Annotated in this window: 23 protein-coding genes and 1 riboswitch; of the genes, 13 read left to right on the plus strand and 10 right to left on the minus strand. The window is 56.3% G+C overall.

The window, feature by feature from the left end; all coding sequences use genetic code 11:
• Positions 1-53: 53 nt before the first annotated feature.
• Together HZB23_08485 and HZB23_08490 are read right to left on the minus strand one after the other, a co-directional pair.
• Complete coding sequence (locus HZB23_08485) at positions 54-464, minus strand: ATP-binding protein (GenBank protein ID MBI5844690.1); 411 nt, start codon at positions 462-464, stop codon at positions 54-56.
• A gap of 248 nt (positions 465-712) precedes the next feature.
• Positions 713-2,818, minus strand: a complete 2,106-nt coding sequence (locus HZB23_08490; GenBank protein MBI5844691.1) for an ATP-binding cassette domain-containing protein — start codon at positions 2,816-2,818, stop codon at positions 713-715.
• A 317-nt stretch (positions 2,819-3,135) separates the two neighbouring features.
• Between HZB23_08490 and HZB23_08495 the strand changes: the two genes are divergently transcribed.
• From HZB23_08495 to HZB23_08510, 4 genes are all read left to right on the plus strand, one after another.
• Complete coding sequence (locus tag HZB23_08495) at positions 3,136-3,471, plus strand: hypothetical protein (GenBank protein ID MBI5844692.1); 336 nt, start codon at positions 3,136-3,138, stop codon at positions 3,469-3,471.
• The gene (locus HZB23_08500; GenBank protein MBI5844693.1) at positions 3,471-5,141 is read left to right on the plus strand and encodes a ribonuclease J; all 1,671 of its coding nucleotides are present in this window, start codon (positions 3,471-3,473) and stop codon (positions 5,139-5,141) included. Before HZB23_08495 ends, HZB23_08500 begins: the two co-directional genes overlap by 1 nt.
• Positions 5,142-5,585: 444 nt before the next feature.
• Positions 5,586-6,050: a hypothetical protein gene (locus HZB23_08505; protein ID MBI5844694.1), complete on the plus strand. Its 465-nt coding sequence runs from the start codon at positions 5,586-5,588 to the stop codon at positions 6,048-6,050.
• An 11-nt stretch (positions 6,051-6,061) separates the two neighbouring features.
• Positions 6,062-6,382 carry a hypothetical protein gene (locus HZB23_08510; GenBank protein ID MBI5844695.1) on the plus strand — a complete coding sequence of 107 codons (321 nt, stop codon included), beginning with the start codon at positions 6,062-6,064 and terminating at the stop codon, positions 6,380-6,382.
• Between the two features lie 265 nt (positions 6,383-6,647).
• On the opposite strand, the gene mdh is transcribed toward HZB23_08510, so the two are convergent.
• The 4 genes from mdh to ndk form a co-directional block, all read right to left on the minus strand.
• Positions 6,648-7,577, minus strand: coding sequence for a malate dehydrogenase (gene mdh, locus HZB23_08515; protein MBI5844696.1), 930 nt, complete (start codon positions 7,575-7,577; stop codon positions 6,648-6,650).
• Positions 7,578-7,734: 157 nt separating this feature from the next.
• Entirely contained in the window at positions 7,735-8,571 is an 837-nt protein-coding gene (locus HZB23_08520) for a fumarylacetoacetate hydrolase family protein (GenBank protein MBI5844697.1), read from the minus strand.
• Positions 8,572-8,583: 12 nt separating this feature from the next.
• Positions 8,584-9,366, minus strand: a complete 783-nt coding sequence (locus HZB23_08525) for an RNA methyltransferase (GenBank protein ID MBI5844698.1) — start codon at positions 9,364-9,366, stop codon at positions 8,584-8,586.
• Positions 9,367-9,371: 5 nt separating this feature from the next.
• A complete protein-coding gene (ndk, locus tag HZB23_08530; protein ID MBI5844699.1) occupies positions 9,372-9,803 on the minus strand; it encodes a nucleoside-diphosphate kinase in 432 nt (143 codons plus the stop codon).
• Between the two features lie 215 nt (positions 9,804-10,018).
• On the opposite strand from ndk, the gene HZB23_08535 reads away from it, so the two are divergent.
• From HZB23_08535 to HZB23_08545, 3 genes are all read left to right on the plus strand, one after another.
• A complete protein-coding gene (locus tag HZB23_08535; protein MBI5844700.1) occupies positions 10,019-10,543 on the plus strand; it encodes an O-acetyl-ADP-ribose deacetylase in 525 nt (174 codons plus the stop codon).
• Positions 10,544-10,672: 129 nt separating this feature from the next.
• Positions 10,673-11,056 (plus strand): IscA/HesB family protein, encoded by a 384-nt coding sequence (locus tag HZB23_08540; protein MBI5844701.1) that lies wholly within the window; start codon positions 10,673-10,675, stop codon positions 11,054-11,056.
• Between the two features lie 283 nt (positions 11,057-11,339).
• Positions 11,340-11,504 (plus strand): hypothetical protein, encoded by a 165-nt coding sequence (locus HZB23_08545; protein ID MBI5844702.1) that lies wholly within the window; start codon positions 11,340-11,342, stop codon positions 11,502-11,504.
• 111 nt (positions 11,505-11,615) lie between these two features.
• Here the strand turns inward: HZB23_08545 and HZB23_08550 are convergent, their stop codons facing one another.
• The 3 genes from HZB23_08550 to HZB23_08560 all read right to left on the minus strand — a co-directional run bounded on the left by HZB23_08550 (position 11,616) and on the right by HZB23_08560 (position 14,777).
• The gene (locus HZB23_08550; protein MBI5844703.1) at positions 11,616-13,163 is read right to left on the minus strand and encodes a cobyric acid synthase; all 1,548 of its coding nucleotides are present in this window, start codon (positions 13,161-13,163) and stop codon (positions 11,616-11,618) included.
• Between the two features lie 84 nt (positions 13,164-13,247).
• Entirely contained in the window at positions 13,248-13,787 is a 540-nt protein-coding gene (locus HZB23_08555) for a cob(I)yrinic acid a,c-diamide adenosyltransferase (GenBank protein MBI5844704.1), read from the minus strand.
• 206 nt (positions 13,788-13,993) lie between these two features.
• Positions 13,994-14,177: riboswitch (cobalamin riboswitch) on the minus strand.
• Positions 14,178-14,777, minus strand: a complete 600-nt coding sequence (locus HZB23_08560) for a hypothetical protein (GenBank protein ID MBI5844705.1) — start codon at positions 14,775-14,777, stop codon at positions 14,178-14,180. It abuts the riboswitch before it with no gap.
• Positions 14,778-15,438: 661 nt separating this feature from the next.
• Between HZB23_08560 and HZB23_08565 the strand changes: the two genes are divergently transcribed.
• Positions 15,439-17,523 (plus strand): PD40 domain-containing protein, encoded by a 2,085-nt coding sequence (locus HZB23_08565; GenBank protein MBI5844706.1) that lies wholly within the window; start codon positions 15,439-15,441, stop codon positions 17,521-17,523.
• A 239-nt stretch (positions 17,524-17,762) separates the two neighbouring features.
• Here the strand turns inward: HZB23_08565 and HZB23_08570 are convergent, their stop codons facing one another.
• Positions 17,763-18,533, minus strand: coding sequence for a DUF1566 domain-containing protein (locus tag HZB23_08570; GenBank protein MBI5844707.1), 771 nt, complete (start codon positions 18,531-18,533; stop codon positions 17,763-17,765).
• 227 nt (positions 18,534-18,760) lie between these two features.
• On the opposite strand from HZB23_08570, the gene HZB23_08575 reads away from it, so the two are divergent.
• The 5 genes from HZB23_08575 to HZB23_08595 all read left to right on the plus strand — a co-directional run bounded on the left by HZB23_08575 (position 18,761) and on the right by HZB23_08595 (position 22,851).
• Positions 18,761-19,567 (plus strand): ABC transporter permease, encoded by an 807-nt coding sequence (locus HZB23_08575; protein ID MBI5844708.1) that lies wholly within the window; start codon positions 18,761-18,763, stop codon positions 19,565-19,567.
• Positions 19,568-19,571: 4 nt separating this feature from the next.
• Entirely contained in the window at positions 19,572-20,783 is a 1,212-nt protein-coding gene (locus tag HZB23_08580; protein ID MBI5844709.1) for an ATP-binding cassette domain-containing protein, read from the plus strand.
• 55 nt (positions 20,784-20,838) lie between these two features.
• Complete coding sequence (mlaD, locus tag HZB23_08585; GenBank protein MBI5844710.1) at positions 20,839-21,291, plus strand: outer membrane lipid asymmetry maintenance protein MlaD; 453 nt, start codon at positions 20,839-20,841, stop codon at positions 21,289-21,291.
• A 64-nt stretch (positions 21,292-21,355) separates the two neighbouring features.
• Positions 21,356-21,991, plus strand: a complete 636-nt coding sequence (locus HZB23_08590; GenBank protein ID MBI5844711.1) for an ABC transporter substrate-binding protein — start codon at positions 21,356-21,358, stop codon at positions 21,989-21,991.
• Positions 21,988-22,851, plus strand: coding sequence for a VacJ family lipoprotein (locus HZB23_08595; GenBank protein MBI5844712.1), 864 nt, complete (start codon positions 21,988-21,990; stop codon positions 22,849-22,851). Before HZB23_08590 ends, HZB23_08595 begins: the two co-directional genes overlap by 4 nt.
• Positions 22,852-23,002 lie beyond the last annotated feature (151 nt).

A 23,002-nucleotide genomic window follows, 5' to 3' on the forward strand; every position in this document is an offset into this window, starting at 1 on the left:
AAGAGGCCGCCCGATGAATCTCAACGGCCAGCGCAAGCGATCGGACTTTTTGGTCAGCCCGGCTGGGGCGCGGGACGTTTTTCCATGATTATGCGCTGCGTGCCCTGGTCATCGGTTATGTAGGACACACCGTCGAGGCAATTTTCAATGATGTAGAGCCCGTAGCCGTGATCCTGGGGTTCCGGCGGAAGACTTGCCGGGGCGCTTTTCTGAGGGAAACCCTGGCCGTCGTGGGACAGTTCCACCACCACCCGGTCGGGCCAGGCCTCGGCCATGACGGAAAAACGCCTGTCCGAAAGGCCGCTGAAAGCATGGCGTATGACGTTGGCGGCGGCCTCGTTGACGGCAAGAATCAGGGCGTCCGCGCCGGTTTCGTCGTGCATGAAACCGGCTTCGGCCTCCCAGAACTTCCGCACGAAAAACCTGAGGCGCGAAAGCTCGGAAAGCTTCGAGTTCAAATCCATTTGCGCCCGCCGGGGAACGCCTTGTCCGGTGATGTCATTCGCCATGGTGCCATTATAACAGAATGAGTTTCAATAATCCATAACAGGCTGTCGAAAAACGCGATCCGCTGTGTTGTGCTTCAAAGCCAATTCCGTCACGTACGAAAAGTACGCTTACTCATTGGCTTTTCGCACGCCTTGCGGCTCATCGTTTTTCATCAGCCTGTCAAATTTGAGTTTTTCAACGGGCTGCTAACCACGTGAAAGGCTCAGGCCGCCCCCGCCCCGGTGAGCTGTTCAAGCTGGCTGTTGTCCTTTTCCCAGCGGGCCAGAAGCCTTGCTATGTCCTTCCGCACGGCCTCGTACTCGCACATGAGGGCCTTTCCCCTTTCCGGGTCGCTGAAGACATCCGGGTCAGCCAACTTATCGGTGATGGCCCTTTCCCGCTCCTCAAGTTCGGCTATTTCCCGTTCCGCGCTTTGAATGCGCGCCCTGACCGGGGCGAGAACCTTGCTGAGGCGCTGGCGCTCCTCCGCCTCGGCGCGTTTCTTGGCCTTTTCGTCGGCCCGCACAAGGCTCACAGGCTCCGGCGCGCCTTTCAGCACCGCCTGATTATCCGCTTTCTCTTTTGCCGCCGGAGTCGCCTGGGGGACTTGTCCCTTTTTGGACGACGGCCCGGTCGGACCGGCGTTCCGTTCCTTTACGGCGGGCGGCCCCTGGGGCAGGGCCTTGCGCTCCTTTTTGGAAAGAGGCTCCGGACCCGCGTCGTTTCGGGCAAGGTGATCATAATATTCGTTCAAGGTTCCCGGATACTCCGTCACCCCTCCGTCCTTGATGTCCCAGACCTTGGTGACAAGGCGGTTCACGAAGGCCTGGTTGTGGGAGACGAAGACCAGGGTGCCGTCGTAATTGGTAAGGGCCTCTATGAGTTTTTCGGAGGCGAAGATATCCAGGTGGTTGGTGGGCTCGTCCATGAAAAGGCAGTTTCCGGGACGCACCAGAAGTTTCGCCAGGGCCACCCTGGCCTTTTCCCCGCCCGAAAGAACGCCGGTCGTCTTGTCCACCTCGTCGCCCGAAAAAAGAAAGGCGCCCAGAATCCCCCTTATCACGCTCTGAACCGCATCCGGGGCCGCCGTGCCGACTTCCTCCACCACGGTCCTCTTGGGGTCGAGATGCTCGGCCTGGTGCTGGGCGTAGTAGGAAAGCGTGACCCCGTGGCCCGGCGTCACCGAGCCCGACTCAGGCGCAAGCTCGCCCGCCATGATCTTCATCAGAGTGGTCACGCCCGCTCCGTTGGGACCGATTATGGCCACCCGGTCGCCCCGGTTGATGTGAAGGTTCACGTTTTTGTAGAGCGGGTTGTCGCCAAAGGCCATGCCGATGTTGTCCAGCCTGAAAACCACGCGCCCGCTGGGAGCGGTCTTGGGAAACGAAAACCTTATGGTCCTCTGGGGCTGGAATTTTTCTATGATCTCCATTTTCTGCAAAAGCTTCAGCTTGCTCTGGGCCTGGCGCGCCTTGGTGGCCTTGAAGCGGAACTTCTCCACGAACTTCATGGCGTCGCGGGCCTTCTGCTCCTGGTTCTTTGCCCGGCGCTCAAGGATTTTTTCCTCTTCGGCCCGCTGGGTGACGTAGGACTCGTAATCGCCCCGGTACTGCCTCATGCCCTCCGGCTCGAAACTGATTATGCGCGTAATCTGCCGGTTCAGAAACTCCCTGTCGTGGCAGACCAGCAAAAGGGCCTGGTCGTAGGCCAGAAGGTACTGGGACAGCCAGCGCACCGAGTCCACGTCCAGGTGGTTGGTGGGCTCGTCCATGATGAGCACGTCCGGCCTCTGGTAGAGAAGCGCGGCCAGGGCCGAGCGGGTTCGCCAGCCTCCCGAAAGATGGGCAAGGGGCTCGTTGAACCGGGCGGTGGGAAAACCGAGGCCGGTAAGGATTTCCTCGGCCTTGTGGGCCGCATAGACCGTGTCGAAGTGCTCCTGGGTTTCAAGAAGATCGGAGAGCTCGTCGGCGAGATCGGACAGCTCCTCCGGGTCGGTGGAGGAGGCCAGGGCGTCCTCAACCTTTTTTATGTCCTCCTCCACCGCTTGCTTTCCGGGGACCGAAGACAGGACCGATGACAGAAGGGTTCCTTCAGGGGCGTCGGTGACGTCCTGGGGAAGGTAGCCGAGCCTTACGCCCTTGGTGACGCGCAGGCTGCCGTTGTGGGGCTCCATCTGGCCCACGATGAGGCGCATCAGGGTGGTCTTGCCTGTTCCGTTCCTGCCCACAAGACCTATGCGGTCCTTCCTGGCCACCTGGAAGGAAAAGTTTTCGAATATCGCCCGTTCCCCGTAATACAGGCCCAGGTTTTCAGCAGTAATGAGGCTCATCGCAAATATGCTCCCTTAAACGAAATGTGACCTTTCAATATAGCCGACACCGGCATATCTGTCAAATTCGACAAGCGCGTTTTTGTGAGCGCGTTTGACAGGCGCATTTCGATAAACGCCAAGGATCTCATGGCTGGCGACAGCCGGATTTCCTCAACCTGCGAGTCATTGAAACAATTCGCCTTGCACCTTTGGCCGATCCGTAGTAATGATAAAAAGGGAAGTGCCTGCGCCCGCCCGGAGTCGCTCAAAACAATCGGAACATCTCGTTTTTCACCTTCCCTCTTCCACATTTTTTTCCGACAGAGGCTTTTGCCATGAAACAATACGTGGTGGACCAGTTGCGTCCGGCGGATTACGAAAAGCTCAAAGGCTACATGAACAACGCCTACGGCGAAAACCGTATGATGGAAGGCGTATGGTTCATTCCCCTCGACCCCGAACACGAAAACGCCGTGCAGCGCGAACATCCCCAGTGCAGCCCCTTTGTGTTCGCGGTGGAACTTACCTTTGAAAAACTTTCATGCGAGCTTCTGATCCGCACCTTAAATCGCGTCCGCTGCGACTGCATAAGCTACGCCGATGACGTTCAAGCCCTTGTGATAATACGGTTTTTTGACAGAATTCTGAATGAGCTCTCCATAAGCGTATAATGCCGGAAAATTCCACCCCACTTAAAATGATTCCCCTTGGCGGCCTTGGGGAAATCGGCCTCAACATGATGGTCCTGGAATATGGGGATTCCATCATGGTGGTGGACTGCGGCCTCATGTTCCCCGAAGATTTCATGCTGGGCGTTGACGTGGTCATCCCGGATTTCGACTATCTGAGGCAAAACCCCCACAAAAAAGTCGCCGGAATAGTCCTCACCCACAGCCACGAGGATCATATAGGCGCCCTCCCCTACCTTTTGAGGGAGATTGACGCGCCGGTTTACGGCACCCCCTTCACCCTGGGCCTTGTACACAAAAAGCTGGAGGAGCGTGAGCCGCCTGTAAAGGCTATCCTCATCGAGATCAAGCCCAGGCACAGGGTGCGCATCGGCCCCTTTCTGGTGGAGCCGGTCAAGGTGGGCCACTCGGTGGTGGACGGGGTGGGCCTTGCCATTTATACCCCTGTTGGCCTTGTGGTCCATACGGGCGATTTCAAGATCACCCACGATTCCGGCAAGTTCGGAACAACCGATGTGGCCCGGTTCGCGCAACTGGGCGAGGAAGGGGTGCTGGCCCTTTTTTCCGATTCCACCAACGCGGAAAAGGAAGGCTACACCATAAGCGAAAACACCATCGGCAAAACCCTGGACGAAATAGCCCGCACCAGTCCGGGCCGCATGATCGTGGCTGTTTTCGCCAGCAACATCCCCCGCATCTGCCAGGTTGTGGCCTCCGCCAAAAAAAAGGGGGCCAAGATCTGCTTCAACGGTCGCAGCATAGAGGCGAGCGTTCAGATAGCCCGGCAGCTTGGGTATCTGGACATCACCGACGACATGCTGATCGATGTGGAGCAATTGGAGGACTACCCGGATAACGAAGTTGTCATAATCACCACCGGAAGCCAGGGGGAGCCCATGAGCGCGCTCGCCCGGATAGTCTCCGGCACTCACAGGCAGATAAAGGTCACCAAGAACGACACCTTCGTTCTCTCGTCAAAGTTCATCCCCGGAAACGAAAAGGCCATAGCCCAGATAATCAACCGCCTGTACCGGCTTGGGGCCGAGGTCATCTACGAAAAAATTTCCGACATCCACGTTTCCGGCCACGCGTTCCGGGAAGAGCTGAAGCTTATGATCCAGCTCGTAAAGCCCAGAAATTTCATACCGGTTCACGGGGAATACCGCCATCTTACCCATCACGCACGGCTTGGGGTGCAGATGGGCATTCCCGAAAGCAACATCTTGATCGTTGAAAACGGCTCGGTGGTGAGTTTCGAGGACGGCAGGGCGTCTGTGACAGGCAACGTGGAAACGGGCCGCACCCTCATCGACGGCAAGGGCATAGGCGACGTGGGCCGGTCGGTCTTACGGGAGCGCCGGGCGCTTTCGGAACACGGCGTGGTGGTGGTGAGCCTGGTTCTTGACGCCGAAACCGGCTACGTGCTCTACGGGCCGGATATAACGAGCCGTGGATTCGTTTTCGAGATGGAAAAGGGGCATCTTTTAACCGATGCCGTGTGCGAGATAGTGGATCTGGTGGAAAACACCGACATGTCCTCGTCAGAGCGCATCCCGGCCATAAAAAAAGAAATCCAGAGGGTACTTCGCCGCCACTTCAGCTTCGTCATCCAGAGGAAGCCGGTTATCGTACCGATTATAATCGAGATTTAGGCAGTCATTTCAATCACAGGTTTATTTTTTCATTCCTCCAGCCGCAGCAAGCTCCCCTGCCTCTTGCCATTTTTTCAAAAATTCCCAACGGCTTTTCCCCTGCCCTTCCCGATATCAAGCCTTTTCCGATGCTGTCGTCAACGGTAACAAGAATTTTTTGATTTGCGCCATCAATTGGAATATTATTGAATAAATTAATTGAATAGATTTGCTTTTCAAAAAATAATTCATACTATTAACAACAGGAACTATTAGCTGAAATTTCATACAGGCGTAGCGGCCCGCCTTTAATCCCGGCGCGCTCTCCCATTCTCCCCACCATCCTCCAATCCTTGACGTCGGCGTATTTGCTGCCGACCAATCAGGGAATCCCTGGCGACCGGTTTCCTGAACCACCCAGAAACCGGGGACCATGCGGCGCAATCTCAACGAAAGGAGAGGGTCATGTCCAATTTCAATGAGTTTGTATTGATGACGCACGTCGGCTTCGGAATGCTGTGCATTCTCACAGCCTTATGGGCTTTTGTGGACACGCTTAACGCCAACGTCGCCAACCAGGCTAGAATACGCAAGCTGTGCTTTTACTCGGCTGTCTTCATGTGGCTGTCGTTCATCATAGGCGGCTACTGGTATGTGGCCTTCTACAAGGTTGACAAGGCTCTCATCCTCAAAGGCCCCTGGCCTTTTGCCCATAAATTCTTCATGGAGATGAAGGAACACGTGGTCATGGGGCTTCTTCTGCTGAGCACGTACCTGCCGATTGCGGCATCCAACAATCTCCTGCCCAAAAACCCGGCCAGAAAGCTCGTTCTCTGGACAAGCGGCCTTATCGTACTCTTGGGCATCGTGATGGACGGATCGGGCGCAATAATCGGCCTGGGCGCCAAACTCGGATTGATGATCAAGTAAAGGAGAAAGCCATGGAAAGCACGGAGCTTGGAAAATATACGCGGTCTTTCGGAACAGCCCTGGCCATGACAAGCCTTTTCAGCGCCATTCTCGTTGTGGTCAAGGAATCGAGCCCGCCCGTTCTCGATTGGATGAAACAGGTCACCGTGCACCACTGGGTCACGCACGGGCTGTTGAACATGATCGTGTTTCTTGCCGCAGGCTTTGGACTGGGCTTTGTCGGCAACGGACGGGGTATCGGAATCACACCCAAAAACCTCGTCTCGGCCATCGTGGGGTCCATCGTGGCCGGGAGCCTCATTATTGCGGGCTTTTTCCTGATCGCAGGGTAATGATTGGACCTTGCATTGCGCGAATGCGACAATTGGGTAGAAAACCTAGCGGACGGCAGGCCGGGGAGACGCCCCCCCCGGCCTGTTTTATGAGCTTTTTTACAGCCTGACATAACATGCTCGATGTGAAGCCTGGATATCAGTCTGGATAAACGCGATGAAATGCTAAGGTTGGCGAGAAGCGCGGGGAGGAATAATGCTGTTCATATATGACCGACCCGCGCTTTGAAGCCTGACACAGCAGTTCGCGTTTTTAGACAGGCTGTTATTTCTTGTGCAGAACGTCCACCAAAGACTGCACCGCTGCTGCGGAATTTTTAAGCGCCGCTTCTTCTTCGGGGGTGAGGGCGATTTCGAGAACCTCCTCCACTCCGTTTTTGCCAAGCTTCACCGGAACGCCGATGAAAAGCCCCTTTATGCCGTATTCGCCTTCGAGGAGGACAGCAGAGGGCAGAATCTTTTTCTTGTCCTTCAAAATCGACTCGGCCATTTCGACGGCGGCGGAGGCCGGGGCGTAGTAGGCTGAGCCGGTTTTGAGCAGGCTCACGATTTCCGCTCCGCCGTTACGGGTGCGCTTCACCAGTTCTTCTATACGTTCGGCGGGCAGAAGCTCGGTTATGGGAATGCCCGCCACAGTGGAGTAGCGCGGCAGAGGAACCATGGTGTCGCCGTGGCCGCCAAGCACGCAGGCGTGGACGTTTTCCACGGATACGTCAAGCTCCATGGCGATGAAGGTTCGAAAACGCGCCGAGTCCAGCACTCCGGCCATGCCCAAAACCCTGTTCTTGGGGAAGCCCGAAGCCTCGTAAGCCACGTGGCACATGGCGTCCAAGGGGTTGGACACGATGATGAGGCAGGCGTTGGGGGAGTATTTGGCCACCTCGGTTGCAACGCTCTTCATGATCCCGGCGTTGGTGTTCAAAAGATCGTCGCGGCTCATTCCGGGCTTTCGCGGTATGCCCGCCGTGATGATCACCACGTCCGAGCCTGCGGTGGCCTCGTAGGTATTGGCTCCCGTGAGGTGGGAGTCGTGAAGCTCTATGGGCGCGGCTTCGGCCAGATCGAGGGCCTTTCCCTGGGGCACGCCTTCCACGATGTCCACCAGCACCACGTCGCAAAGCTCCTTTTCCGCCAGACGCTGGGCCGCAGTGGCTCCCACGTTTCCCGCTCCGATCACCGACACCTTCTTGACCATGATTCTCTCCTTCAATTTTTATGTTAAAAGCCTTGAAAATCAGATTGATAAGAACTTAAACCAAGTTATCGACCGACCGTACGGTCAACTGAACACCAAACGGGTTTTTTTGTCAAGCCAAAGACCAAGGGCTTTTGCCGTTTATGCGGCCCTGCTGTTATTCGGCCTGGAAGCGGTTTTCGATAAAGCCTATGACGGAAATCTCGCACCGCACGATGTCGCCGTTTTTAAGTGTTATTGGCGGATCCCGGAAAATCCCTACCCCCGAAGGCGTGCCTGTTGAAATGATGTCGCCCGGAACTAGGGTGATGTCACGGCTTATGAAGGAAACGAGGCTGTAAACGTCGAAAATGAGGTCGCTCGTCGCCCCGTCCTGCATGAGTTCGCCGTTTACATGGGTTGTGAGGCGAAGGCGGGAGACGTCGCCAAGCTCATCCGGCGTCACCAGAACCGGCCCCAATGGCGCGAAGCCGTCGAAGGATTTTCCCCGAAACCACTGCTTGTCGAAAAACTGCACCGTGCGGGCGGAGACGTCGTTCATGACGGTGTAGCCGGCGATGAAGGCCGGGGCGTCCTTTTCGCCCACCCTTTTGCAGGTTCTGCCGATGACCACAGCAAGCTCCACCTCCCAGTCAATCTGGGTGTCGCTTTCGGGGAGGATCACCGGATCAAAGGGGCCGTTAACCGTATTGGGGGTCTTCGAGAATAAAAGGGGCGTTTCCGGGATGGACATTCCGCCTTCCTTTGCGTGGTCGGCGTAGTTTTTTCCAAGGCAGATGATTTTTTCAGGCGTCGACACCGGGCTTGCCAGGCGGGTTTCCAGAATTTCGCCTGGGTCGTTGATTCGCGCAACCCTTTCGATCCAGCCGGCCTCGAAAAAGGCGCGGCCTATATCCGGGCAGTCGGGCAAATGCTTTCTAATCTCAATTATCCGTCCGTCCTTCCAAAGGCCGGGGCGCTCATCGCCCTTTTCTCCGAATCGAACAAGGCGCATGGCCTCCTCCTTTCATTCATCGGGTGTGGCATCCTGGGGAACGTCGCTTTTAAGCCCAAGCTTTTTGAAGCGGCGCTCGGTGTACCAGTCCATCTGCCTGAAAACACCCCTTATGGTCTTCACCTCCCTGGCCGTAAGGGGAAAGCGGTTGAACAGGCGGCGCATGGAATCAAGCCAGTGGTCGGGGTTTTCGGCGTCCAGAAAGCCTATCCGGGTGAGGACCTCCCTAAGCTGCCCGTACATGCCGTCAAGCTCGTGGCGGTTGGCGAGGCGCGGAACCCATTGAACGGGATCAATCGACTGGGCCTTGAAAATCTCGTAGCAGATTACGAGCACCGCATGGGCGAGATTGAGCGAGGAAAAACCGGCGGTGGGGATGTTCACCAGAACGTGGCAGAGGCGGATTTCGTTGTTTTCAAGGCCCCGGTCCTCGCTTCCGAAGACGATGGCGGCCTCGTTTTCGCCCGTTATGGCCAAGAGCCTCTGGGCCAGGGCCGGAGGGGTAAGCCAGCTCTTTCTTATGCCCCCCACCCTGGCAGTGGCCCCGGCAACGAACCCGAAGGGTGCGAGCGCGGCTTCGGGGCTGTCGAAAATCTGAATGCTTTTAAGGATTTCCAGGCCGCTACCCGTGGCCATGCGTGCGGCCCGGTTGATGTCCCAGTTCTCTGGGCTCACGGCGATGAGGCGGGAAAGGCCCATGTTAGCCATTGCCCTGGCCGCCGCTCCCACGTTTTCGGGAATCTGCGGACGGCACAGGACAACGGCCACCCTCAACGGATCAATGGTATGAGGCATGGAGTTTAAGCCTGTTGCAGGGCAATCAGTTCCAGGGGAGTGAAAAAATAGGCGATTTCCACGGCTGCGGTTTCAGGGGCGTCAGAGCCGTGAACGGCGTTCTGCTCAACGTTTGTGGCATAAAGCTTACGGATGGTGCCGTCCTCAGCCTGGGCCGGGTTGGTGGCTCCCATCACCGCCCTGTAGCGGGCGATGGCGTCATCAGCCTCAAGCACCATCACCATGACAGGACCCTGGCGCATGAAATCGGTGAGGCTACCGAAAAAAGGGCGCTCCCTGTGGACGGCGTAGAATCCTTCCGCCTGGGCCTTGCTCATTTTAAGCATCTTGGCGGCCACGATGTTAAAGCCGTTTTTCTGAAGAAGGGCTATGATGTCTCCCATGTTGCCGTTTTTCATGGCGTCGGGCTTGATGATGGAAAGCGTGCGCTGGATCATTTTTCGTCCTTTTCTTTCTGTACAGGTTGAAGTTGTAAAAAGGGTCTCGATTGCCCGATTTTCTTCCGCCTGATACAACTTGCGCCCAAAGTTGTCAACAAAGGCTGTCGGATGAAAATCCACGAACAGAACCCGCCTTGTTGACTTTGGGAGGCCGCAAAATATACACTTTTACCGATACGATTTGTTTTCACTACCCAATCCGGGAGGATGACATGGAAAAAGGCATTCTTGAACGAATGGAGGCCGTGCAGGGCGATCTCACCAAAATGAAGGTTGACGCCATCGTGAACGCGGCCAACTCAAGCCTTCTGGGCGGGGGAGGGGTTGACGGGGCCATTCATCGGGCCGCAGGGCCGGAGCTTCTGGCCGAGTGCCGCAAAATAAAGGGCGGCTGCCCCACGGGCCAGGCCCGCATTACCAAAGGGTACAACCTGCCCGCCAAATTCGTGATCCACACCGTGGGGCCGGTCTATTCGGGAACGGAAAAAGACCCCGTGCTTCTGGCAAGCTGTTATCGCGAAAGCCTTACGCTGGCGGTGGAAAACGGCTGCAAAACCATCGCCTTTCCGGCCATTTCCTGCGGCGTTTACGGCTATCCCATATCCGAAGCCGCCGAAGTCGCAGTGGAAACCACAACGGAATTTCTGAAATCGGACGATTCCATCCAAAAGGTCTTTTTCGTCCTCTTTTCCGGGCCGCATCTTGCCATCTACAGAGATATTTTCAATAGCTTTTAGATTGTCTATAGAAAACAACATGTTGACTTGACAAGGCTTCGAGGTGCCCTATATTGAAAGTTATTCGCTTTCAAAAGCGAACAACCGGCCTGTCCCAAGGGCCGCAATATAATCCAAAGGAGCCATCCCATGCTGGAAGTCACCCCTTCGGCACACGAAAAATTTACCGAGTATTTCAAGGAACAGCCTGAGGTAAGCCCCATCCGGGTTTTCCTTAACCAGGGCGGCTGCGGCGGCCCGTCCCTTGCGCTCGCCCTGGACGACCCGCAGGTAAGCGATCAGGTTTTCAGTATCAATGGATTCACCTATCTTGTGGACAAGGAGTTTTTGGCAGCCGCCAAGCCCATAAAAATCGACTTTTCGCCCTTGGGTTTCGAGCTTTCCTCAAGCCTCGTCTTTGAACCGGGCGCAGGTTGCGGCGGTTGCGGCGGAGGCTGCGGAAGCGGCCACGATCACGAAGACGGCCACAGCCACGGTGAGGGTGATGGCCACGGCGGCTGCGGCTGCCATTAGAGAAGCCCTCGAAGATTTTCGGCCTTTTTCTATGGATTTGCGAAAAACTATTGACAAGATTCCTCCAAAGGTTATCTTTTAACCAACAGGTTTTTTCGGCCTGGGGGATAAAAGCCAACAAGGAGGCATCATGCTCGAAGTCACACCCTCCGCCCACGAAAGATTCGCGGAGTATTTCGCAAACCAGGATACGGTAAGCGCCATCCGGGTTTTCCTCAACCAACATGGCTGAGGCGGGCCGTCACTGGCGCTGGCTCTGGATGAGCCGCAGGCAAACGACCACGTGCTGGACATAAACGGCTTCACCTACCTCGTGGACAAGGAGTTCATGGAGCAGGCAAAGCCCATCAAGATTGACTTTTCGCCAATGGGTTTCGAGCTTTCCTCCGGCCTTGAGATTGCCGCTGGCGGATGCAAAAGCGGAAGCTGCGGCGGAAGCTGCGGATAGTTCAAAAATCTATGGATTCTGATCAAAACGGGGAAAGGGCCCAGCGGCCTTTTCCCCGTTTTTTTGGCCCATAGGGGGCCGCCAGTAAAACCCTTTTTGTTGGCCTGCCCCTTATCCCTCCCTTATCGCCGGTTCCGCCCGGTCCAGAATCGTCATAAGCCGTTTCATATTTAGGTGGTCCGAAAAATGCCTGGCCAGAAGATCGTACTGGCCCTGGCGGAAGGCATCGGCTGCGGCGGAATCGGGCGATGACAGCGATTCTTCCATATCCGGCCTCAAATCCGATAAAAACGCGTGGCAAAAGCCCGGCTGATCAAAGAGGCCGTGAAGGTAGGTCCCTATCACAAGGCCGTCAGGGGATGCGTGGCCGTCGGTCTCGCTTGCGGGCTCACCGTTTCTGGAGGAAATCCGGGCCGTGGGGGCGGGTTCCGAAAGGGCGCGGGTCCGGCCCATGTGGATTTCGTAACCGTCAATTGCGTAGCCGTTTGATATCCAGACCCCCTTGGAACGGGTGAGGATTTTTTCGGGCTGAAGTTCGGTTTCAACGTCGAGGAATCGAAGACCAACTGTGTCGCCCGGATCGCCTTCCAGGCCAAGGGGATCGCGGATAATATTTCCAAGCATCTGGTAGCCGCCGCAGACCCCCAGGATCCTCCCCCCACTGTCCCAGTAATCCCCTATGGCCCGGTCCCAGCCGGTTTCCCGCATCCAGCCGAGATCGCTCCTCACGTTCTTGGAGCCAGGAAGGATCACAAGGTCGCAGCCCGAAAGCGCACGGGGCTTTGAAAGATAATGTAGGCTCACGGCCTTCTGGCGGATGAGCGGGTTGAAGTCCGTGAAGTTGGATATGTGGGGAAGCCGGATCACTGCGATGTTGATTCGTCCGGGAACCGGCCCTGCCGGAGGATCGATTACGATGTCCAGGGGAAGGCCATCCTCTGAGTCGATTTCTATGTGCCGGAAATACGGCACAAGACCCAGAACCGGAAGGCCGGTGAACTCCTCGATGTAGCGGATGCCATCGTCGAAAAGCGCGGCGTCGCCCCGGAACCGGTTGATTATGAAGCCTTTTACGAGGCTTTTGTATTCTTCGGGAAGAATGTGCATGGTGCCGATGATCTGGGCGAAGACCCCGCCCCGGTCGATGTCGGCAACCAGTATCACCGGGGCTTTGGCGTACCCGGCCATGCGGAAGTTGACGAAATCGCGGCTTAAAAGGTTCATCTCGGCGCAGGAGCCCGCGCCTTCCATGATTATGAGATCGTGTTCCGACCTCAGGCGGTCCAGGCTTTCCTTGGCCTTTTCAAACAGGGGCAGGGTGTCTTTGAAATAATCCGCAGCCTTGCGGTTTCCTATGGGGCGGCCCTGCACCACCACCTGGGCCCCGGTGTCCGTGGCGGGTTTCAACAGAACCGGGTTCATGTCCACGTGGGGAGCAACACGCGCCGCCTCGGCCTGGACCACCTGGGCCCGGCCCATCTCGCCGCCAAGCCCGGTGACATGGCTATTGTTGGACATGTTCTGGGCCTTGTACGGGGCGACATTCACCCCCAGGTCGGAAAATATCCTGCACAGGGCCGCCACGGTGACGCTCTTTCCCACGTCCGAGCCGGTTCCAAGAACGGCGAGGCAGCGGGCTGAATTTTCTTTCTCGTTCACGGCTAATCCTTCAAACCGGCGGTGGAGGCTTGATTTATCGATAAAAACGTCCGGGCATGGAGACGGGCCTATGGCTGCCTCATCTCAGCTTTCGATTCCCTTTCTGGCGATTACTCCGCGCTGGTAGTAATGCCTCACCTCCCGCATTTCGGTCACAAGGTCCGCCCTGTCCAGAATTTTCGGGTCGGCCCTTCTTCCGGTGATGACAAGTTCAACGCCTTCGGGTTTCTGGTCCATAAGCGAAAGCAGGTCATCGGCGGAAAAAAGGTTGAAGAACACCGCTATATTGGCCTCATCCAGGATCACAACCCTGTATTCACCAGATATCAGCGCCTTCCGGGCGTCCTCCAGGCCGTCTTTACCCGCCCTGACGTCCTCCTCCGTTGGCTTGTTCCTTATGAAGCAGCCAAGGCCGTACTGTTTTACCGTTATGAGGTCGGAAAAGCGCTCGAACGCCTCTATTTCGCTGTAGCGCATCCCCTTCACGAACTGGGCCACAAAGACCCTGAGATTCGCGGCCGCCGCCCGCATGGCAAGCCCGAAGGCTGCGGTGGTCTTGCCCTTGCCGTCCCCGGTGTAAACCTGGATGTAGCCCCTGTCCCAGAAATCCTTTTCATCGGCCATGATTTTCTCCTTCTTCTTTTCCTCCAAAGGCCGCCGTTTCGCGCAAAACCCCGGCCTTGGGGGCGGGAACCGGACTCGAAGGGCGCAGCCGGGCGATTTTTCACCGGAACAAAAAAATCCCCGAACCCTTGCGACCAAGGTTCGGGGATGCCGTTTTTCATCCGCGAAAAAAATTTCGACCGCCCGTTTCCCAGTCCGCGAGGAAACGGCCAACCACTGCGGCAAGCAGGTCTTCCGGCTTCCGGCTCGCTCTACTCGCTGCGCCTTCCCGTCGATAACGACAGTGGCGTGGTGCAGCTTTCGTCCCCGGTTACGGCGGCGGGACCGCGACGGACTTGCACCGTCTTCCCTATAAAGGCCCTGTGGGCCGCTTGCATGTCTATGCTTTTACTAACCGGCGGATGCCTGAAAGTCAAAGGTAATTTTTTGGAAGCAGCCCTTTCCCGCGCCAATAATTCGGGTTCTTCCCCGTAGACTTTTAAACGAACGGGCTTCGGATTTCAGGAAGAGCAGAGATTGTCCCAAAATCCGGAGCCTGTGGGTTTGATCACCTTTGACAATAATGTTGCTTGACACACGTGGCATGTTGAATATAAGTTCAGCATCAAATTTTTTCATGTTAAACACCCGCAATCCGCCGTAAGGCGCGGCTGCGTATTTTTTCACGGGCCGACAGAGGAAGAAACGCGACGGCGCGCGGGGCTTTACGGACTTTGCCATTATTTTTTGCCGACCCGGCTCCGGGCAAAATACCGGAGACGCCGGCGTTTTTTCCTCGCTTAAAAAAGACATCCATATCGTTTTCAAAGGTGCGCTTTCGCACAACCTATGCCAAGGGGGCTTTATGAAATCCGTTTTCGGGCCGAAAGTTCTTCTTCTCGCTGCCTTCACCTGCCTGATCCTTCTCGCGGCCCTGCCCGGCGCGGCCCTGGCCGTTAATGAAACCATCCGCGTTTCGGTGAATTCATCCGGTGAAGAAGGTAACTCCAATAGTGGAACGCCTTCGGTTTCCGCTGATGGTCGTTATGTAGCCTTCATGTCCTCTGCAAAAAATTTGGTTGCGGATGCAGCCAATATCCAAGATATCTTTGTTAAGGACATGCAAACCGGAGCCATTATTCGCGTTTCAGAGGTTTCACCTGGAGTTCCCTCTGAATGGGGTGCCAAAGAGCCTTCTATTTCCGCTGATGGGCGCTTCGTGTCCTTCACATACCTTACGCCAGATCCAGATAGTCCCGGAAGATATCTTAATTGGATTAGGGTGTTCGATACCCAGGAAGGTGTCGGCACTGAGCTAGGTGGAGGTGAAACTTCTTCAATTTCTGCAGATGGCCGTTATGTAGCTTTTGATTATGGCCCTATTTACGTATACGATATGCAAACCGGTCGCAGTTCTGTTGTATCAAAGAGTCCAACGGGAAATGCTGCTAATCTTCCCACCGGAAATCCTTCCATCTCAGCAGACGGACGATATGTGGCCTTCTGGTCCGAGGCAAATAACCTGGTTCCTGGTGACCCCGGAACCCTTGCAGATATTTTCGTTTTTGACAGGCAAACCGAGGTCACAACCTGCGTTTCAATGGACCCGTCAGGCACTCAATTTGCAAATGGACAATGTACAGCACCCTCAATTTCCGCAGACGGACGCTACGTGGCTTTCATGTCCTCGGCGAACAACCTTATTCCCAACGATGTCCTTGACACGTCGAAGGACATTTTCGTTCATGACATGTTAACCGGCGTCACCACTCTGGTTTCCAAAGACTCAAGCGGAAACAAAGCAGCCTCTGAGTGTAATTATCCTTCCATTTCCGCTGATGGCCGATATATCGCTTTTTCATCCTATGCATTTCTGGCTACCAATGACAACAACGACAATATGGACATATATGTCCGTGATATTCAACTGGGCACCACCACCCTTGTCTCCAATACTTTAGAGGGATGGGCGGGGAGCGGCAAATCCTGTGTAATGTCCTCAAACGGTCAATACGTCGCTTTTTCGTCCTTTGACCCTTACATAGTTCTAAACGATAACAACGGACTATCCGATATTTTTATAAAGGACTGGGAAATGGGCGCTATAAAAATGACCATTGCCCCCAGCTATTTGATACCCTCGACAACGCAGTCCTGGTGCCTGGACGACAAAGATTGGTATAATGAAAACCAGCTGGTAACCGGTGTGACCGTGGGGCACCACTTCATCAGGTTCAAGTCTGTTACGGATTGGATTCAACCGCAGATACTGCATATAGACATCCCCGCCGGGGAGATCACTTACCTCACCGGAACATACCACCAGGAAGGCTCTTTGAACGTTACGATTTTCCCTGGAGCCGCCGTAAACGCAGGCGCTCTCTGGACTTTGGACGGAGTAAACTGGTATCCCAGCGATACGACGCTGCACAACCTCCTGGTGGGCCAGTACACAATTACATACAAATCGCTTGACCTCTGGAACACTCCGGCCAGCCAGACAGTAACCGTCAAAAACAAGCCGGTCGCGTGCGCCAGCGCCACATACACTCCCAAACCCGGCTCGGTGAAGGTGACGCTAAGCCCCCAGGCCGCCATAGACGCAGGGGCTCGCTGGAGGCTGGACGGCGGTGCATGGCAGCAAAGCGGCGACACTGTAAACAATATCCCCATAGGCCAGCACACAGTTTCCTATTTGTCGCCCAACGGCTACAACACGGTTCCGAATTGCGTTGTGAACATATACTCATGCCAGACCGCAACCGCTTCGGCCAAATACATTTTAAGCCCCAGCCTGAAGGTTCTGATCTCACCCCAGGCGGCGATAAACGCCGGGGCAAAATGGCGGGTGGACTCCTCGCCCTGGCAGTCGAGCGGCGCAAGCCTCACCGACCTTGCACCAGGGCCGCACTCCATCACTTTCAACACCGTTGCCAACTGGACCCCGCCCTGCCGCCAGATAATCTACCTGACGGAGGGCCAGCCTTCCACCACCACCGGAATTTACACGGTCCCATCCACCATAAGGGCCTTGAGGGTGACCATCGAACCCCAGGCTGCGGCGGCGGCCGGGGCCAGATGGCGGGTGGACTCCTCGCCCTGGCAGACAAGCGGAACGACGCTGACCGGCCTTTCCGTGGGGCAGCACACGGTGAAGTTCAACATCATACCGGGCTGGGTAACCCCTCTCAACAAAACGGTTGCCATCAGCTCCGGCACAACTGCCTGCACCACCGGCGTATACGCGGCAATTCAGCCCCCAGGAGCCCTGAACGTGACCGCCCTGCCCCAGGCGGTGATCGGCAAGGCTTACTGGCGGGTGTTCGACGGCGCGTTTGAAACGCCCTGGCGGGCCGCAGGAACTGGGCCGATCAACGTGCCTGCGGGCGAGCACACCGTTTTTTTCAGTGACCTTGCGGGCTTTGTCACGCCTGCCAGCCAGACCGTTACGGTAATCGCCGGTCAGACACTCAACCTCACCGGCACATACACCATCGCGGCGACAACCACCGGAACCCTTACGGTAAGCCTTGCCCGCCCCATGGCCATGGGAGCCCAGGCCCGCTGGCGCGTCTACGACGGCCCGTCCGGCTACTCGTCGAACTGGCTCTACATGGGAGCAAGGCTTTTGAAGGTTCCCACGGGCCAGCACACGGTGGTCTTCAAACCGGTTCCGGGCTGGGTAACCCCCAGCGACCAGACCGTAACCATCACCGTCGGCCAGGACACTAAGGCGACAGCCACCTACACCCGTTAACAGGCTGTCGAAAAACGCGACCGGCAGTGTTCGCGCGTCAAAGCCAATTCCGTCACGTACCTTTAGTACGCTTGACTCATTGGCTTTTCGCACGCCTTGCGGCTCATCGTTTTTCATCAGCCTGTATGGTTGGTGTTTTTCAACAGCCTGTTAACCGGTCAGAAATAGCCACGTAAAACAGAAAGGCCCTACCCATAAACGGAGAGGGCCTTTTTTTTTACAGCGTGAACCGCTTTCAATCAGCCTGCCTTGACGGCCTTCCTCACTCCGAAGGCCCGCCGGTAATACGAGTCGTTCAAGCCGCCCCAATCCTCTTTTCCTTCAAGAAAATCGAAGGCGAAAGCGGACGAGGAATCACGGGGCTCCGCCCAGACCGACCAGCCCTTGATTTTGAAAGCCGGGTCCATGTTCCTTTCGCCCACGTTCTTCCGATACAGGGAGCCCAACTCCTTCTGGGAGGGCATCCGCCATTTTCCCCCGGCGATGCTGCAATCGGCCACCCAGGCCACGGCGGCTTCATAGGTGGTGTCGAAGTCCTTACCCGCAACCCATTCAAGGCCAGTCAGGGAATCCGAAATCACGCCGTCCGCAGAAACGGAGAACCGTGTCGCGCCGGTGGCCAGATCGGAAACCAGGGTGCCAGCCTTCGTATACGCGGCGGTAATGACAAAAGGCTTTATCATCAGGGCCGTTTCGCCGTCCGGGCCGGACTCGGCCACAACGCTTGCGCTTGTGGTCCACTTTTCCGACCGCAGCGTCAAAACATATTTGGACAGGGGATACATCTTCCCGAAATTAAAGGTTCCGGAAGCGTCCGTTACAGCCTCGAACTCCGAGTAGCCCTTCAAGGGCTTTTCCATCCTGGCCAATACCGAGACGCCAGCCACCGGTTTTCCAAGGCCGTCCACCACCTTGCCTTCAAGCCCCGCGCCCTTTTCCTTGTTTCCGCAACCGAAAAGACAAAACACCAGTGACAAAAAAACAAGCCCGGCAATTTTTCCTGCGCTCATGCCTCTCCTCCGTTCGCCTCATGATCTCACGTGAATCGCCCCATAACCGCCGTATGGGAATCATGTTTATCACGTACAAAACCGATTTCAAGCACCTTTTGAGGCATTTTTCATGCGGGCGGTTCCCTTTGCCAACACATGTGTTCCGATCCGAAGTTGACAGTTTTCCGAAATACAGATAATATTAAAGTTTAAGGCCCATTGGACACAGGCCTTTCGAGGGACACATGAATTCAGTTTCTTCTTTCATCTTCGCCCCCTTCACAAGCCTGGGACGAGCCTTTCTCGGCCTCATTTCCGAGATGGGGCGCTTGTTCCTTTTTTTCACGTACAGCTTTGCCTTCATCTTCACCTGGCCCTTTCCCTGGCGCAAGACCCTGTCCCAGGTCGATTTCATAGGGGCCCGCTCCTTTTTCGTCATCTTCCTCACCGCCCTTTCCACCGGCATGGTGCTTGGCCTTCAGGGCTATTACGCCCTTGCCGGTTTCGGCTCCGAAGGGCTTTTGGGCGCAACCGTGGCCAATACCCTTATCCGGGAGATGGGTCCGGTTCTCACGGCCATCATGGTGACCGCCCGTGCCGGAAGCGCAATGGCCGCCGAAATCGGGGTCATGCGGATTTCCGAGCAGATAGACGCCCTGGAAACAATGGAGATCAACCCGGTGCGTTTCCTGGTCACCCCCAGGCTGGTTGCGGCGCTTTTCTCCATGCCCCTTCTCACCGCGATTTTCGACGTCGTTGGGATAGTGGGCGGATACCTTTCAGGCTCCATGCTCTTGAAGATGAATCCGTACCTGTATTTTTACCGGGTGGAAAACTCCATAAACATGGATGACGTTACGGGCGGATTCATCAAGTCCGTGGTGTTCGCGGTGGTGGTGATAGTGGTGTGCTGCTATTCGGGCTACAACACGCACAGGCGAAAGGACGCCTTCGGCGCGAGAGGCGTGAGCAATTCAACCACAAGCGCGGTGGTCACGTCCTGCGTCCTTATCCTGGTAAGCGATTACGTGCTTACCTCGTTCATCCGGTGACCCAATGGACCAGCCCATCATAGAACTCAAGAACGTCAAAAAGAGCTTCGGGGAGTCCCTTGTTCTCAAAGGGGTCAACCTTTCCATCTACAAGGGCCAGATAACCACCGTCATCGGAAAGAGCGGCGGCGGCAAGTCTGTGCTTTTAAAGAATATAATCGGCCTTCTTACACCGGATGAGGGTGAAATCCTTTTTGAAGGAAAAGCCAAATCGTCCATGACCAAGGCCGAAAAGCAGGCCTGGCGCAGGAGGATCAGTTACGTCTTCCAGGGCACAGCCCTGTTCGATTCCATGACCATATTCGAAAACATAGCCCTGCCGCTTTCGGAAAAAAGGCGGACTCCCAAAGACAAAATCCGGCTGGCCGTCATGGAGCGCATGGAGCAGTTAGACATAACATCCATTGCCGACAAGTACCCGTCCCAGATATCGGGCGGCATGAAAAAGCGAGTGGGCCTTGCCCGCGCCCTGGTGACCGGCCCGGAGATAGTGCTCTTCGACGAGCCGACGACCGGCCTTGATCCCATCAGGAAGAGCGCCGTCCTCGCCATGATAAGCGATTACCAGAAGAGGTTCGGGTTCACCGGGGTAGTGGTGAGCCACGAGATACCCGACATCTTCTTCATCTCCCAGCGAGTGGCCATGCTGAACGACGGGATGGTGCATTTCGAGGGCTCGCCCGACGCGCTCCAGGCTTCCGGCGACCCGACCATCCAGCGGTTTTTGAGGGGCATCGAAACCCCCCACGACAATCTCACGGAACTGAGCACCAGGGCGCAGATCCAACACCGCTATCATGCTGAGATGGACCAGTTGACGCGCCACGAAACGGCCTTTTCGCTCGCCATGTTCACCATAGAAAACCTTGCCTCGGTGCCGGACCACGCGGGCCACGTAACGGGCCAGACCGTGCTTCGCAACTTCGCCCAGGAACTGAAGCGCCATTTAAGGCCCTCGGACACCTGCGCGCGATTCGGCATGGACAGGATTCTGGCTGTCCTGCCCAACACGGGCCAGGACGAGGCCAAGGGCCTTTTGTCGCATGTTCTGTCCGTGATGGACAAGAGCCGCATAGTGGATTCGGACATGGCCAAGGCCATGTGCCTGTCGGTCCGGGCGGACGTGGTTCAGGCCACGGAGGAATCCACCATCCAGGACATACTGGCCAGCGCAGAGTCGGCGGGCCCTCATACCGTGGTGCAGAGCGTGTGCTGAAATCAAGAGGATGTCTTGACGCCAAGGCGGAAGCAGACAGCAGCGGAATCGGAAAATGAAAAATAACACACTTGCAACAACCATAGGCCTCTTTGTGTTCATCGGCCTTCTTTGCGTGGGCTATCTCACCATAAGGCTTGGGAAGGTTGAATGGTTCGGCGGGGAAACCTACCGCATCCACGCCCGGTTTTCCTCGGTTTCCGGGCTCAAGAAGGGCGGGGCCGTGGAAATCGCGGGCGTCCAGGTGGGTCAGGTGGACGAAGTCGATCTCGACCAGGAACGCATGGCGGCGGACGTGTGGATGAAAATCCGCAAGGGCGTGAAACTGGACGAGGAGGTCATCGCCTCCATCAAGACTGCGGGCCTTATAGGAGACAAGTACATCAAGCTCACTCCAGGCGGTTCGGAAAGGCTTCTCGGAAACGGAGGGGCCATTACGGAAACCGAGCCCGTCATGGACATAGAGGAACTCATCGGCAAGTACGTTTTCGGAAGCGCAGAAAATTAGATTACATGGCCCGCCGCTTGCGGGGCCAAGGACTGTATTATTGCCGGGCGGAAAGGCTCACAGCATGAAAAAACTTCTGATCATCGCGTCCCTGGTATTACTGATACTGGCCGGCGCTCACAGGGCGTGGTCCTCTGCGCCCAACCCGACCGAATTCCTGAGGGCCCCCTTGAACGAGGTCATGAGAATACTGACCGACCAGAAATACCAGGGAAAAGACCAGGCCACGAAAGACCGCCAGCACGAAGCTCTCTGGAAGATAATCAACCAGGTGTTCGACTTCACCGAGGTTTCCAAAAGGACCCTGGCCCGGAACTGGACCAGGTTTTCCGTGGCGGAGCGCCAGCAGTTCCGCGACCTGTTCTCGGAGCTTCTGGGCAACATCTACATCGAGCAGATTCAGCGCTCCTTCGAGGGCGAAAAGGTCGTTTTTTCCGGGCAGGAGATGCTCGCAGCCGACAGGGCCGAGGTGAAGACCAGGGTCCTTCTTCAGAACGGAACTCTTCCCATCGATTATTCCGTCATTAAAAAAGGGGACAAGTGGCTGGTCTATGACGTGAAGGTGGAGGGCGTGAGCCTGGTCAAAAACTACCGCACCCAGTTCAACCAGATGCTCCTCCAGGACCCGCCTTCAAAGGTGCTCGCCTCGCTTAAGGACAAGCTTGCAAGGCAGAGGCGGGGGGAAAAGCTGCCCGAATGAGACCCTCCCTGAAAACGATCCTGTCCGCTGGCCTGATGGCTGCGGCGCTTTCCTTGAGCCTTGTTGTTCTTTCCGGACAGGCCGTGGCCGAAGAACCGGCTTCATCCATTTCAACCGGGGTCCACAAGGCGGAGGATGGCCTGGATTCCGGGGCTGCGCTTCCCGCCGGGCCGCCCTCCGCCGACGCCGGGCTTACGGATGAAAACCTCGATTTCCTTGATGAGGAAGGTGAAAACGGGGCTGTCGGCAAGGGCCTTGCCGACCCCCTGGAGCCCTTCAACAGGGCTGTTTTCAAGTTCAACGACAAGCTGTATTTCTGGGTTTTGAAGCCCGTAGCAAAAGGCTACGGAAAGGTCGCGCCCCAGCCCGTCCGCAAGGGCGTGAAAAACTTCTTCGGCAACCTTGCCTTTCCCGTGCGCTTCGTCAACTGCGCGCTCCAGGGAAAGGGCCGGGCCGCCGAGGGGGAGCTTGCCCGTTTCATGGCCAACTCAACTTTCGGCTGCCTGGGTTTCATTGACCTTGGGGAGAAGCACCCCGAACTCGCCCCGCCGGACCCCGAAGACGCCGGCCAGACCCTTGGCAGGTGGGGCCTTGGGGACGGCTTTTACCTGGTGCTGCCCTTTTTTGGGCCAAGCACCGCCAGGGACGCCTGCGGCACTGCCGTGGACAAATTTTTTTTGACGCCGACATCGTATGTCGAGCCCCTGGAGGCTTCCATGGGCATTTCAGCCTTCGAGAAGTTAAACGGCATCTCCCTTTCCATCGGTGAGTACGAAACCATGAAAGACGCGGCCTTCGACCCCTACACATCGGCCCGTGACGCATACATGCAGTACAGGAAAGTGCGTCTTTCAAAGTAGGTTGGGCGCCCGATTTTGGCCAAAGCATCCCGATCCGGTTTCCATGGAAGGAAATTCAAGATTATCCGGTAAATAAGTGCTTGACCGGAAAGTGCGCCTCGTGGCATAAATATGATGTTCAAGTCCATTTCCAGTCAAAAGAAGCGTTCAC

The organism is Deltaproteobacteria bacterium (assembly GCA_016235345.1).
Taxonomy (GTDB): Bacteria; Desulfobacterota; Desulfobacteria; order Desulfobacterales; family Desulfatibacillaceae; genus JACRLG01.

Coding starts and splice junctions, on each gene's coding strand:
- ndk (MBI5844699.1), bottom strand. CDS start 9,803: ATGATCCAGCGCACGCTTTCCATCATCAAGCCCGACGCCATGAAAAAC.
- HZB23_08505 (MBI5844694.1), top strand. CDS start 5,586: ATGTCCAATTTCAATGAGTTTGTATTGATGACGCACGTCGGCTTCGGA.
- HZB23_08500 (MBI5844693.1), top strand. CDS start 3,471: ATGCCGGAAAATTCCACCCCACTTAAAATGATTCCCCTTGGCGGCCTT.
- HZB23_08495 (MBI5844692.1), top strand. CDS start 3,136: ATGAAACAATACGTGGTGGACCAGTTGCGTCCGGCGGATTACGAAAAG.
- HZB23_08570 (MBI5844707.1), bottom strand. CDS start 18,533: ATGAGCGCAGGAAAAATTGCCGGGCTTGTTTTTTTGTCACTGGTGTTT.
- HZB23_08595 (MBI5844712.1), top strand. CDS start 21,988: ATGAGACCCTCCCTGAAAACGATCCTGTCCGCTGGCCTGATGGCTGCG.
- HZB23_08590 (MBI5844711.1), top strand. CDS start 21,356: ATGAAAAAACTTCTGATCATCGCGTCCCTGGTATTACTGATACTGGCC.
- HZB23_08540 (MBI5844701.1), top strand. CDS start 10,673: ATGCTGGAAGTCACCCCTTCGGCACACGAAAAATTTACCGAGTATTTC.
- HZB23_08555 (MBI5844704.1), bottom strand. CDS start 13,787: ATGGCCGATGAAAAGGATTTCTGGGACAGGGGCTACATCCAGGTTTAC.
- HZB23_08525 (MBI5844698.1), bottom strand. CDS start 9,366: ATGCCTCATACCATTGATCCGTTGAGGGTGGCCGTTGTCCTGTGCCGT.
- HZB23_08535 (MBI5844700.1), top strand. CDS start 10,019: ATGGAAAAAGGCATTCTTGAACGAATGGAGGCCGTGCAGGGCGATCTC.
- HZB23_08575 (MBI5844708.1), top strand. CDS start 18,761: ATGAATTCAGTTTCTTCTTTCATCTTCGCCCCCTTCACAAGCCTGGGA.
- HZB23_08510 (MBI5844695.1), top strand. CDS start 6,062: ATGGAAAGCACGGAGCTTGGAAAATATACGCGGTCTTTCGGAACAGCC.
- HZB23_08520 (MBI5844697.1), bottom strand. CDS start 8,571: ATGCGCCTTGTTCGATTCGGAGAAAAGGGCGATGAGCGCCCCGGCCTT.
- mlaD (MBI5844710.1), top strand. CDS start 20,839: ATGAAAAATAACACACTTGCAACAACCATAGGCCTCTTTGTGTTCATC.
- mdh (MBI5844696.1), bottom strand. CDS start 7,577: ATGGTCAAGAAGGTGTCGGTGATCGGAGCGGGAAACGTGGGAGCCACT.
- HZB23_08485 (MBI5844690.1), bottom strand. CDS start 464: ATGGATTTGAACTCGAAGCTTTCCGAGCTTTCGCGCCTCAGGTTTTTC.
- HZB23_08490 (MBI5844691.1), bottom strand. CDS start 2,818: ATGAGCCTCATTACTGCTGAAAACCTGGGCCTGTATTACGGGGAACGG.
- HZB23_08580 (MBI5844709.1), top strand. CDS start 19,572: ATGGACCAGCCCATCATAGAACTCAAGAACGTCAAAAAGAGCTTCGGG.